The sequence below is a fragment of the Micromonospora sp. NPDC049203 genome, from assembly GCF_043197215.1.
Classification (GTDB): Bacteria; Actinomycetota; Actinomycetes; order Mycobacteriales; family Micromonosporaceae; genus Micromonospora.
The window spans coordinates 371,102-382,553 of record NZ_JBICSV010000005.1; the positions used below are offsets into that span (position 1 = coordinate 371,102).

The window sequence follows — 11,452 nt, forward strand, 5'->3', positions numbered from 1 at the left end:
GGGGGTCAGGGCTCGCGGTCGCTGCCCGCCCGGAAACCGGTCACCTTGTGCGTGCCGTCGCAGAACGGCTTGATCGCGCTCTTGCCACATCGACACAGCGCCACGGTGCCCCGGCGCGTCTCGATCGGCGTGCCCTCGGGCGTGACCAGCGCGAAGTCGCCGCGTACCAGCAGCGGTCCGTCCCGGTACGGGGTGATGGTCGCCGCCGGGGTGCTCTCGTCGTCGGGCATGCGCGGTGCAGTGCCCGTCCCCGTCCGGCCCAAACCCGCACCCGAGCGCCGTTGCGCCCGCGACGGCGGGCACGCGGCGCGACGGCGTACCTGGGTGTGGCGGGCGCTGCCGTTACCGGGCGGGCCTTGGTCCTGACCCGTGGGGAGATGCCCCGTTTAGACCCCAGAGGGACGGGAAGCCGGGCCGCGTGGTGAGCGAACGAGTCGAACGGGTCAGCGGCGCCGGCCTGCCCGCGGAGCGGGTGGTGGCCGCCGGTAGCGCCGCCCGGATCCTGGTCGCCGCGACCGTCCGGGCGCTGCGCGGCGACGACTGCGCCGACCTCGGCCACCCGGGCGCGCTGTCCCGCCTCACCGGCGCGCCCGAGCCGGTACGCCGCGCCGCCGCCGTCCGGTCCGCCGGGCGGGCGGCGCTCACCGCCGGTCAGATCGCCGCCGTGGACGCCGAACGGGTGGCCGGGTGGTTCACCGGTCAGTACCCGGACCGGCGCTGGCCCGGCGTGGTCCTCGGCTCGCCGCACGGCGCCGCCGCCCACCTCGCGGTGGCGCTCGGCGTGCCCTGGCTGCCGGCCGGATTCGAACTGGCCGGGCAGTGGAGCAGGGGGGCGGTGGACCGCCCGGACGCCGCGCTCGCGCACGGGGCCACGCTCGCCGCCCGGCTGCTCGACGGCAACCCGCGCGTGCACGTCCGCCAGGTGCACTGCCCGGCCAGCCGGGGCGCGGCGGCCGGCGCGGCGGTCACGTTCGCGGTGCGCTGGCGCACGCTGCCGAAGGCGTACGCGCGCTTCCTGGCCGACCGGCTGGAACCGGCCGCTCCGGTGCTGCTGCTGCACGACGCCCGGACCTGGCCGGTCCGTGACGGCGGCGACGGGCACAGCTTCCAGTCCGGCTGCCCGGCCGGCGGCCTGGACCCGGTCGACTTCCACCCGGACGCCCACGCCCTCGGCGCGGTGCTGCGCGCGGCCGGCGGGGACGAGACGCGCTGGACCGCGCCGGAGGTCACGGTGGCGGGCGCGTTCGCCGAACACGGCGTGGAGCCCGGTTTCGAGAACGACGCCCGCTCCTTCGGCGACCGGCACGGGCATCCGCTGCACCGGGTGGTCGTGCCCCAGCCCGACGCGCTCAGCGCGGTGACCGCCGACCTGTACCGGCGCTGGCTGCGCCGGGCCGGCAAGACCGGGGACCGGCTGGTGGTGGAGTGCGGCCGGCTGCTCGACCCGGGGCAGGTGCTGCGGGCCGGGCTGGTGCCCTACTGGTGCGAGAACGCCACCGCGCGCCGGGTCGCCGGCGTCGAGTGGTGGCTGGCCGGCAGCGAGCCGTTCAGCTCGGTGGACGTGCTGCCCGAGCCGCCCGGTCTGCGCTCGCCCGCGTACGCGGGACTGCCCCAGTGGCTGGCCGTGGCCGGCTTCGGGCGGCGTCGGCGGGCAGTGGACCGGGGTGCCGCCCGGGGCTACCCGGTCGCCTCGGTACCCACCCGACGTGCCACGGAGGTGTTGCGCAACCAGCCCTGCGACCTGCCCGTGCCGCCGCCGCTGCGGATGGCCGAGGCGCTCACCGTGCTGCGTGACGCGGGCGCCCACCAGGGCCTGCTGGTCTGCTGACCACCGCCGGGCGCGGCTGCCCGGCCAACCTGGCGAAACATCCTCGCGATCCTGCGGTCCGTGATTGAGTACCTACGGAGCGGGAAGACCGCTCGCCGCGAAACGGCCCACGACGCCGTGCGGCGGGTAGCCGCCGCTCTCGACGTAATCCGTCACGTAACCCAACTTCCTCACCCGGAGCGTGGTCCGACCACGCGCACGACCGGTTCCGACCGGGCGGGGGCTCTTTGGCGAGGGGGCGCGGATGTTCGGACAGACCACCACACCCACACCACCGACCACCGACCGGGGTCTGGAGGACCTGGACGCCGCGGCGCTCGCGTACGCGGCCCGGATCGAAGGGCTGCCACCGGAGCGGCGGCAGGAGGCGCGGGACGACCTGGTCCGGTTCGCGTTGCCGTTCGCCGGCCGGCTCGCCCGCCGCTACCGGGGACGCGGCGAGCCGCTGGAGGACCTGGAGCAGGTGGCGCGTCTCGGCCTCGTCAACGCCGTCGACAGGTACGACCCGGAACGCGGCTCGTTCACCGCGTACGCGGCCATCACGATCGTCGGCGAGATCAAACGGCACTTCCGCGACCGCACCTGGGGCGTGCACGTGCCGCGCCGGCTGCGGGACCTGATCCTCGAGGTGGGACAGGCGACGGCGACGCTGACCAGCGAGCTGTCCCGCGCTCCCACGGTGGCCGAGCTGTCCGCCCGGCTGGAGACGCCGGAGGAGGAGATCCTGGCCGCGCTGGAGTCGGCCGCCGGCTACAGCCCGGCGTCGCTGAACGCGCCGGTGGGCGGGGAGAGCTCGGCCGAGTTCGGCGACCTGGTCGGCGAGTCCGACCACGCGCTGGAGTCGGTGGACGACCGGGTCACCGTCAGCGGCCTGCTGCACCGGCTGCCCTGGCGGGAGCGCCGCATCCTGGCGATGCGCTTCTACGGCAACCAGACCCAGGCGGAGATCGCCGCCCGGTTCGGCATCTCGCAGATGCACGTGTCCCGGCTGCTGTCGCGGGCGCTGACCTGGCTGCGCCAGGCGATGCTCGCCGACGCGCCGCCGCCCTGGCAGAACGGCACGGCCGAGGCCGAACCGGCGAAGGCCCGGATCTCGGTGAGGCAGAACGGCGACCGGGTGGTCGTCGAGGTCGGCGGCGAGGTGGACCGGGCCGGCGCGGACCAGTTGCGCCGGGCCGTGCTCCAGGCGGTCACCGGGCAGCCGCGCGAGGTGGTGGTCGACCTGGTCGGGGCCGGTGGCTTCGACGCCGGTGGAATCGCCGCGCTGATGGCCGGCCGGGACGCCGCCGCGCGTACCGGTGTGCCGCTGCGGCTGACCCGGGTGCAGCCGGCGGTGCGCCGCTCCCTGGTCGCGGCCGGACTGCCGCCCGCCGACTGACCCGCCGCACGCGCGTACCGCGCCGGCCTCCCGCCTCGGGAGCCGGCGCGAGGCGTACGACCAGAGGGCCGGCGCCGTGCGGCGCCGGCCCTCTGGCGGTGTCCTCAGTTGTCCGGCGTGTCCCCGTGCCCGCGCGGGTGCCGCCACCTGTCGTCCGGCTGGTCGCCGCGTTCGGCGTTGAGCGCGCTGCCCTCCGGTTCGTCGGTCTCCTCGAAGCTGGGCCGGCGCACCTCCTCCGGCTCCGGCACCTCCACCGGCCGGGCCCCGGACTGCGGCGCCGGCTGGTAGTCCACCGCCTCGGGCGCCCCGTACGCGCCGCCGAGCGACGGCGCCTGCGGCACGTCCCGCTCGTGGTGCAGCTCCTCGCGGAACGTCTGCGGCGGCTTGGTGGTGCGCTGCGGCAGGTCCCGGCCCAGGTCGGAGACGAGCGGGCCGTACTTGAGGTCGAACGCCGGCCGCTCGGAGCGGATGCGCGGCATCCGGTCGAAGTTGCGCAACGGCGGCGGGCAGCTGGTGGCCCACTCCAGCGAGTTGCCGAAGCCCCACGGGTCGTCAACGGTGACCACCGCGCCGTACCGCCACGACTTCCAGATGTTCCAGATCACGAACAGGGTGGACGCGCCGAGGACGAACGAGCCGATGCTGGAGATCGTGTTCAGCGTGGTGAAGCCGTCGCCGGGCAGGTAGTCGGCGTAGCGGCGGGGCATGCCCTCGTTGCCCAGCCAGTGCTGCACCAGGAAGGTGGCGTGGAAGCCGATGAACATGGTCCAGAAGTGCATCTTGCCCAGCCGCTCGTCGAGCAGCCGCCCGGTCATCTTCGGGAACCAGAAATAGAGGCCACCGAACGCGGCGAAGACGATGGTCCCGAACATCACGTAGTGGAAGTGCGCCACCACGAAGTAGCTGTCGGTGACCTGCCAGTCCACCGGCGGGCTGGCCAGCAGCACCCCGGTCAGGCCGCCGAGCAGGAACGTCACCAGGAAGCCGACGGCGAACAGCATCGGTGTCTCGAAGGTGATCTGGCCCTTCCACATGGTGCCGATCCAGTTGAAGAACTTCACCCCCGTGGGCACCGCGATCAGGAAGCTCAGGATGCTGAAGAACGGCAGCAGCACCTGCCCGGTGGCGAACATGTGGTGCGCCCAGACCGTCATCGACAGCACGGTGATGGCGACGGTCGCCAGCACCAGGCCGGTGTAGCCGAAGATCGGCTTGCGGGAGAACACCGGGATGATCTCGGTGATGATGCCGAAGAACGGCAGCGCGATGATGTAGACCTCGGGGTGGCCGAAGAACCAGAACAGGTGCTGCCAGAGCATCGGCCCGCCGGTCGTCGAGTCGAACACGTGCGAGTGCAGCAGCCGGTCCGAGGCCAGCGCCATCAGCGCGGCGGCCAGCAGCGGGAAGACGAAGATCACCAGGACGCTGGTGAGCAGCGCGTTCCAGGTGAAGATCGGCATCCGGAACATGGTCATGCCGGGGGCGCGCAGCGTCACGATCGTGGTGATCAGGTTGACCGCGCCGAGGATCGTGCCCAGACCGGACACGGCCAGGCCGACCACCCACAGGTTGGCGCCGACGCCGGGGGAGTGCTGCGCGGTGCTCAGCGGCGTGTACGCGGTCCAGCCGAAGTCCGCCGCGCCGGCCGGGGTGGCGAACCCGCCCACGACCATCAGCGCGCCGAGGAAGTAGAGCCAGTACGCGAACGCGTTCAGCCGGGGGAACGCCACGTCGGCGGCGCCGATCTGCAGCGGCACCAGGTAGTTGGCGAACCCGAAGAACAGCGGGGTGGCGAACAGCAGCAGCATCACCGTGCCGTGCATGGTGAACATCTGGTTGTACTGCTCGGGGGAGACGATCTGCATCCCCGGCCGGGCCAGCTCCGCCCGGATGATCAACGCCAGGACGCCGCCGACGATGAAGTAGGCGAACGACGTCATCAGGTAGAGCATGCCGATCTGCTTGGCGTCGGTGGTGCGCAGCAGACGCCACAGCGCGTTGCCCTTCACCGCCTCCCGCGTCGGTCCGGGGAACCCCCCGAACCGGGCCGGCGCCAGGATCGCGGGCCCTCGGTCTCGTGCCGGTTCCGTGACTACCCGCTTGGGCATGGCATCTCACCCCGTGGTGACGACAGACAGGACGGGCGGGCGTACCCGGCCCTTTGCCCATGTAACCAGGCGAGAGCGGAGAATTCGGTCAATTAGCCGGGAGCATGGCCCAGACGACCTTGCCGGCGCCGACCGGGGTGCTGCCCCAGCGCTGGGTCAGCTCCCGCACCAGCATCAGCCCGCGGCCCCCCTCGGCGCGCGGGTCACGGCTGGTCGCCGCGCGGGCGTCGGCGGGGTTGCCGTCCATCACCGCGACCCGCAGGTACGGCCGGCGCAGCGTCAGCGTCACCTGCATCGGCGTGCCGGCGTGTCGCACCACGTTGCCGACCAGCTCGCTGAGCACCAGCGAGGCCGGACCGGCCAGCTCGGGCACGTTCCACCTGCCGCACGCCTCGGTGACCAGTTCCCGGGCGCGCCGGCAGGCGCCGGTGACCGGCTCCAGCCGGACCCGCAGCCGGGGCGCCGCCGCCGCGCCGGCCAGCGCGGTCGCCTCGGCGCAGTCCCGGCGGACCGGCACGACCCGGCAGGCGGTGGTCTCAGCCAGCCAGGCCGCCGTCTCGGCGCAGGGAGCGGCGAGCACCATCGGCACCGCCGGCCAGTCCGCGGCCCGCCGCGCCGCGGCGGCGAAGACGGACAGCGCCAGCGGTTCGCCGACCTCGATCTCCTCCAGGTCGACCACGAGGGCGTCCGGCTGCGCCGCGAGGCAGCGGTCCAGCACCTCGTGGACCGCGCGCATCGTGGTCAGGTCGAGCGCTCCGGCCAGCCGTACGACAGTGACCGGCGACTCGTCGCGGACCTCGCACCTGATCCGGGTCACCATCGCCGCCTCGTTTCCATCTCGTCGGGGAGGGTCGCCCTCGCCGGGGAGGGCCGCCCGGTCGGGGTCGGTCGCCGCCGTCCCGCAGCCGGAGGACTACGGACGTACCCGGGCCCCGGACCGGCGAAACCGGGCGTCCGGGGCCGCCGGTGGGCAGGTCAGTGACGGTCCCCACGGCGTGCCGCGAACAGCCCCAGCGCCAGCATGGCGGCGCCCAGCAGCAGGTGCAGCCACGAGTCGGCGCGGTTGACCGCGAGCGCGTTCGCCGCGTCGCGGCGGTCGACGGCCAGCCCGTAGAGCCACAGCGCCAGATAGACCGCCCCGGCGCCGACCAGGAACGCGCGGGCCCCGGCCACCGTGCGGGCCAGCACCAGCCCGGCCGCGCCGAGCACCAGGTGCACCAGGTTGTGCACGGCCGAGACCTGGAACACCCCGAACAGCCGGGCGCCGGAACCCGGCCCGGCGAAGCGCAGATCCGCGAAGTCGCCGGTGATGCCCGGCACGAAGCCCAGCGCGCCGAGCAGCAGCAGGAGCACGGCGAACCCGGAGGCGATCCGGCGTACCGGCGCCCGCCCGTCGGCCGGGTTGCGCCGCGCCCGGGAGTGCGCCATCGAGTTCGTCACGCCGGCCTCCTCGCCACCGCGGGATGCGCCGGTTTCCCGCGCCCGGCGGGGGCAAACGCCGGCCCGGCCACGCGGGGCGGGCCGGTGGACGTGGTCGACCGGGTCAGGCGGGCTGCAACGGCAGCGCCACGCCCGCCCGGACCCGGTCGTACAGCTCGACGTACCGCTGCGCCATCCGGGCCGGGGTGAACCGCCGGGCCGCTTCTCGCCGGCACTCGGCCGGATCCAGCCCGGCGGCGGCGAGCACCAGGTCACCCAGCTCCTGCTCGTCGCCGGTGAGCAGGCCGGTACGGCTGTGCTCGATCAGCTCGGGCAGGCAGCCGCGGGCGGTGGCGACCACCGGCGTGCCGAGCGACAGCGACTCGACCACGGCGGTGCCGCCCGGTTCCTCCCAGCGCAGCGGGAACAGCGACGCGCGCGCGGAGGCGACCAGGTCGTCGCGCTCCCGCCCGGCCACCGTGCCGACCCAGCGCACCCGGTCGCCGTCGACGTGCGGCGCGACGTGGTCGTAGAAGAAGCGCACGTCCGGGTTCTGCCGCGCCTCGTCGCCGGCCGCGGCCAGATCCTCCGGCCGGTGGTACGGGCCGACCGGCCCGGCCAGCACCAGCCGGAAGCCCGCCTCGTGGGCCAGCCGGGCGCCCAGGTCCTGCCCCTTGCCGGGGTTGATCCGGCCGAGGATGACCACGTGGTCGCCCTTGGGCGCCGGCGGCTGCCGGTCCGCGTCCACGGCGAGGGGGGTGGACAGGTGCACGTGCCCCACCGAGTGCGCGCGCAGGGCCTCGGGGGCGCGCGCCAGCTGCGACGCGGAGACGCCGTTCACCCGTACCCGGTCGCCGCCGTCGAGGTTGCCGTACAGCTCGGGGTGCTTGGCGAGGTCCCAGTGCAGCGTGTGCAGCACCGGCGGGGCGTCCGGGCCCATCGCGGCGAGGGTGGCCAGCCCGACCGCCTCCACGTGGTCGTGCACTAGGTCGATGTCGTCGCGGGCGTGCAGCGTGCGCACCACGCCGGACAGGTGCGCCTGGGAGACGCCGCAGACCTGGTTGTACGGCCGCTGCAAGGCGTGGAACTGGCCGTCCGGGAAGACGGCGATCTTCTCGTCGACCGGCAGCGTGCTGCTCTCCACCGAGGCCAGCACCACCCGTACGCCCAGCCTGCGCAACTCCGGCACCAGGGTGGCGATCACGTTCTCGATGCCGCCGTAGCCGGGTGGCGGCACGGACAGCCACGGCCCGGCGTTCATCAGCACGGTGAGCGTCATGTGCTTTCCTCTCCCGGGCTCGTCCCGCTCACGCGGCGACCCGGCGACGGGGGAGACGGTGCCGCAACTGCGCCAGCGGCGGGCGTTCCTGCACTGACACGTCGTTCACCACGATCTCGCGGTCCAGGTTGGGCAGCGCCTCCGAGCCGCCCCGGCGGAACTGGGTCAGCAGCGCGGTCGGCGCCGTCCCGGGCGCGGCCCACCCGCGTCGTTGCAGCCGGGACCAGGCGGTCAGCATGATCTGCGCCGACATCCGGCCCAGCGCGGCGGTGTCCTGGTGGCGGTGCTTGCGCTCACCCAGGTCGACCTGGGCCAGCGCGTCGAGCCCGACCAGTTCCAGCAGGTCGATCAGCATGGCCGTCTCGACGCCGTAGCCGGTGACGAACGGCACCCGCTCCAGCACCTCCCGGCGGCCGGCGTACTCACCCGCCAGCGGCTGCACGAAACCGGCCAGCTCCGGCCAGAACAGGTTCAGCAGCGGCCGGGCCATCAGCTCCGTCACCCGCCCGCCGCCGTCGGGCTCCACACCCGCCGCGCCGACCAGCGGCCGGTGGTAGAAGCCCTTCACGAACTCCACGCTCGGGTCGGTGAGCAGCGGGCCGAGCAGCCCGGTCACGAAGTGCGGCCGGAACTCGCGCAGGTCGGCGTCGACGAACGCGACCACGTCCCCCTCGGCCGCGGCCAGGCCGGCCCAGAGCGCGTCGCCCTTGCCGGTCAGCCGGGGCAGCCCGCTGGTCATCGCGTCCTGGCTGACCACCTCGGCGCCGGCCGCGCGCGCGACCCGGGCGGTCCGGTCCGTGGACCGGGAGTCGACCACGATCAGCTCGTCGACAAGCGGTACGCGGTCCATCAGGTGTTCCCGGACCGTCGACACGATCGCGCCGACCGTCGCCTCCTCGTTGCGTGCTGGCAGCACGACGCTGACCCGGCTGTTCCCCTTGGCCCGCACCAGTAGTTGCGCCGGCCAGTCGGCGGCGGTGCTGGTGCGGTACGTGGCCCACGCCTCCACCACTGGTGAGACTGTCGAATCTGACTCCCGCACGGGCACCCCCATCGATGGTGGAATCGCTGACCTGGTTTTCCCAATCCCGCATCCGCGCTAACCGGATCTTGCCCAACAACCTGATCACCTGGCGCGTACCGGGAGGTTCCGGGCGGATGAACGTTACGTTGCGCCCCCCGGCGGCGTTTGGCGCGACGCCGTCGGGGGGAGTGGTGACCCCAGTCTCTGGAGTCGTGGCGAGAGGTTGTGGTCGATGCGTGCCTGCCGGGTGGGACTTGTCGGAGCCGGCGGGGTGGCGCAACGCCACGCCCGGGTGCTCACCGGCTTCGAGGACGTGGAACTGCTCGGCGTGACCGACGTCGCGCCGGACGCGGCGCGGTCGCTCGCCGGCACGTACGGCGGCCGGGTGTTCCGCGACGTGGACGAGCTGCTCGCGGCCGGCCCGGACGCGGTGTACGTGTGCGTGCCGCCGTTCGCGCACGGACCGGCCGAGGAGGCGGTGGTCGCCGCCGGGGTGCCGATGTTCGTGGAGAAGCCGGTGGCGCTCGACCTGGACACCGCCGAGCGGATCGCGGCCCTGGTGGAGCAGGGGGGACTGCTCACCGGCGTCGGGCACCACTGGCGCTACCTGCACGTGGTCGAGGAGGCCCGGCGGCTGCTCGCCGGCCGTCCGGTCCGGATGGTGAACGGCGCCTGGCTGGACAAGGTGCCTCCGGTGGCCTGGTGGACGCGGCGGGACCGCTCCGGCGGCCCGGTGGTCGAGCAGGCCGCGCACGTGCTGGACCTGATCCGGCTGCTGGCCGGCGAGGCGGTCGAGGTGACCGCGTACGGCGACGGCGCCCCGCCGCCGGTCGACGGCGCCGACATCGACTCGGTGACCGCTGCCACGCTGCGCCTCGGTTCCGGCGCGGTCGGCACGCTCGCCGCGTCCTGCGTGCTCGGCTGGAAGCACCGGGCCGGCGTGGAGGTCCTCGCCGACGGGCTGGCGCTGTGGCTGTCCGAGGACGGCCTGACAGTGCGCGACGGCGACGGCGAACGGCACCTGCCCGCCGATCCGGACGCCGCGCGGGTGGCAGTCGACCGGGCGTTCGTCGACGCCGTGTGCGGCCTCGGCGACGACGTCCGGGTGCCGTACGCCGAGGCGCTGCGCACCCACCGGCTCGCGCTCGCGGTGGCCGAGTCGGCGCGTACCGGGCGGCCGGTGGCGCTGCCGACCGGCCCGGCGGCCCGGCTCACCGCGGCGGTCGCGGACGCGGGGGTGAGCGTCGATGCGTGACCGGGTGGTGGTGGTCCCCGGCCCCGGCCGGGTCGAGCTGGCCGAACTGGACGCCCCGGAGCTGCGCGACGGCACGTTCCGGGTGGAGACGCTCTACAGCGGCGTGTCCGCCGGCACCGAACTGAGCTTCGTCAAGGGCACCAACCCGTACCTGCACGTCACCTGGGACGCCGCGCTCGGGCTGTTCCGGCCCGGCGAGGCGGCCACGCCGTACCCGGTGACCCGGCTCGGCTACATGCAGGTGGGGCGCGTGGTGGAGAGCCGGACCCCGGCCGTCGCGGTGGGCGAGGTCGGCGCCATGACGTACGGGCACCGCAGCGGCTGGGTCGCCGACCCGCTCGCCGAGCGGTTCGTGCCGCTGCCCGACGACCTCGACCCGCTGCTCGGCGTGTACGTGGCGCACATGGGCCCGATCTGCGCCAACGGGCTGCTGCACGCCGCCGCCGACCTGTGCGGCACGGACGTGCGCACGCTCGGCGACGGCGTACGCGGCCGCCGGGTCGCTGTGGTCGGGGGCGGCGTGGTCGCGCTGCTGACCGCGCTGTTCGCCCGCCGGCACGGCGCGGCCTCGGTGGTGGTGGTCGACCCGACGCCGGCCCGGCGGCAGGTCGCCGAGGCGCTCGGCCTGGACACGCTCGACCCGGACGCCGACGACCCGGCAGTGGTGCTCAAGACACGGTGGAACCACGCCGCCGGGGACCGGGGCGCCGACGTGGTCTTCCAGTGCCGTGGCCAGGACTGGGCGTTGCAGCTCGCGCTGCGCCTGCTGCGCCCGCAGGGCACGGTGATCGACCTGGCGTTCTACCAGGCGGGCGCGGACGCGGTGCGGCTCGGCGAGGAGTTCCACCACAACGGGCTGTCGCTGCGCTGCGCGCAGATCGGCCGGGTGCCGCGCGGGCTGGCCCCCACCTGGGACCGGGAGCGGCTGTCCGCGGAGACGGTGGAGCTGCTGCGCCAGTACGGCGACGTGATCCGCAAGCACCTGATCTCGGCCGTGGTCCCGCTGGACGAGGCCCCGGCCCTGCTGACCGACCTGGCCGAACGCCGCCGCACCGAACTCCAGGTGATCCTCACCCCCTGACGGGCCCTCGCCCGAACGCGTCGATCATGAGGTTGACGGCGACAAAACGGACACGAAACGCCGTCAACCTCATGATCGAC

10 protein-coding genes are annotated in these 11,452 nt (G+C 74.4%); 4 read left to right on the forward strand and 6 right to left on the reverse strand.

Translation table 11 applies throughout. The features are described from left to right. Nucleotides 1-5: 5 nt before the first annotated feature. Nucleotides 6-230 (reverse strand): CDGSH iron-sulfur domain-containing protein, encoded by a 225-nt coding sequence (locus tag ACGFIA_RS17030; RefSeq protein WP_357473894.1) that lies wholly within the window; start codon nucleotides 228-230, stop codon nucleotides 6-8. Nucleotides 231-418: 188 nt separating this feature from the next. On the opposite strand from ACGFIA_RS17030, the gene ACGFIA_RS17035 reads away from it, so the two are divergent. Both ACGFIA_RS17035 and ACGFIA_RS17040 read left to right on the forward strand, forming a co-directional pair. Then, complete coding sequence (locus ACGFIA_RS17035) at nucleotides 419-1,828, forward strand: hypothetical protein (RefSeq protein ID WP_357473891.1); 1,410 nt, start codon at nucleotides 419-421, stop codon at nucleotides 1,826-1,828. A 244-nt stretch (nucleotides 1,829-2,072) separates the two neighbouring features. After that, complete coding sequence (locus tag ACGFIA_RS17040) at nucleotides 2,073-3,206, forward strand: SigB/SigF/SigG family RNA polymerase sigma factor (protein WP_357384165.1); 1,134 nt, start codon at nucleotides 2,073-2,075, stop codon at nucleotides 3,204-3,206. Nucleotides 3,207-3,310: 104 nt separating this feature from the next. On the opposite strand, the gene ctaD is transcribed toward ACGFIA_RS17040, so the two are convergent. From ctaD to ACGFIA_RS17065, 5 genes are all read right to left on the reverse strand, one after another. Continuing rightward, on the reverse strand, nucleotides 3,311-5,314 hold the full coding sequence (gene ctaD, locus ACGFIA_RS17045) for a cytochrome c oxidase subunit I (protein WP_357384167.1): 2,004 nt from the start codon (nucleotides 5,312-5,314) through the stop codon (nucleotides 3,311-3,313). Nucleotides 5,315-5,402: 88 nt separating this feature from the next. After that, nucleotides 5,403-6,134, reverse strand: a complete 732-nt coding sequence (locus ACGFIA_RS17050) for an ATP-binding protein (protein WP_357384169.1) — start codon at nucleotides 6,132-6,134, stop codon at nucleotides 5,403-5,405. Nucleotides 6,135-6,289: 155 nt separating this feature from the next. After that, complete coding sequence (locus ACGFIA_RS17055) at nucleotides 6,290-6,742, reverse strand: DUF4383 domain-containing protein (protein WP_357384289.1); 453 nt, start codon at nucleotides 6,740-6,742, stop codon at nucleotides 6,290-6,292. Nucleotides 6,743-6,857: 115 nt separating this feature from the next. Then, nucleotides 6,858-8,012, reverse strand: a complete 1,155-nt coding sequence (locus ACGFIA_RS17060; RefSeq protein ID WP_357384171.1) for a glycosyltransferase — start codon at nucleotides 8,010-8,012, stop codon at nucleotides 6,858-6,860. Between the two features lie 28 nt (nucleotides 8,013-8,040). After that, complete coding sequence (locus ACGFIA_RS17065; RefSeq protein ID WP_393260780.1) at nucleotides 8,041-9,066, reverse strand: glucosyl-3-phosphoglycerate synthase; 1,026 nt, start codon at nucleotides 9,064-9,066, stop codon at nucleotides 8,041-8,043. A 202-nt stretch (nucleotides 9,067-9,268) separates the two neighbouring features. Here ACGFIA_RS17065 and ACGFIA_RS17070 point away from each other — a divergent pair, with 202 nt between their 5' ends. Both ACGFIA_RS17070 and ACGFIA_RS17075 read left to right on the forward strand, forming a co-directional pair. Beyond that, the gene (locus ACGFIA_RS17070; protein WP_393260783.1) at nucleotides 9,269-10,291 is read left to right on the forward strand and encodes a Gfo/Idh/MocA family protein; all 1,023 of its coding nucleotides are present in this window, start codon (nucleotides 9,269-9,271) and stop codon (nucleotides 10,289-10,291) included. After that, nucleotides 10,284-11,372: a zinc-binding dehydrogenase gene (locus ACGFIA_RS17075; RefSeq protein WP_357384177.1), complete on the forward strand. Its 1,089-nt coding sequence runs from the start codon at nucleotides 10,284-10,286 to the stop codon at nucleotides 11,370-11,372. Before ACGFIA_RS17070 ends, ACGFIA_RS17075 begins: the two co-directional genes overlap by 8 nt. Nucleotides 11,373-11,452: the final 80 nt, after the last annotated feature.

Coding starts and splice junctions, on each gene's coding strand:
- ACGFIA_RS17030 (WP_357473894.1), bottom strand. CDS start 230: ATGCCCGACGACGAGAGCACCCCGGCGGCGACCATCACCCCGTACCGG.
- ACGFIA_RS17040 (WP_357384165.1), top strand. CDS start 2,073: ATGTTCGGACAGACCACCACACCCACACCACCGACCACCGACCGGGGT.
- ctaD (WP_357384167.1), bottom strand. CDS start 5,314: ATGCCCAAGCGGGTAGTCACGGAACCGGCACGAGACCGAGGGCCCGCG.
- ACGFIA_RS17050 (WP_357384169.1), bottom strand. CDS start 6,134: ATGGTGACCCGGATCAGGTGCGAGGTCCGCGACGAGTCGCCGGTCACT.
- ACGFIA_RS17055 (WP_357384289.1), bottom strand. CDS start 6,742: ATGGCGCACTCCCGGGCGCGGCGCAACCCGGCCGACGGGCGGGCGCCG.
- ACGFIA_RS17060 (WP_357384171.1), bottom strand. CDS start 8,012: ATGACGCTCACCGTGCTGATGAACGCCGGGCCGTGGCTGTCCGTGCCG.
- ACGFIA_RS17065 (WP_393260780.1), bottom strand. CDS start 9,066: ATGGGGGTGCCCGTGCGGGAGTCAGATTCGACAGTCTCACCAGTGGTG.
- ACGFIA_RS17070 (WP_393260783.1), top strand. CDS start 9,269: ATGCGTGCCTGCCGGGTGGGACTTGTCGGAGCCGGCGGGGTGGCGCAA.
- ACGFIA_RS17075 (WP_357384177.1), top strand. CDS start 10,284: ATGCGTGACCGGGTGGTGGTGGTCCCCGGCCCCGGCCGGGTCGAGCTG.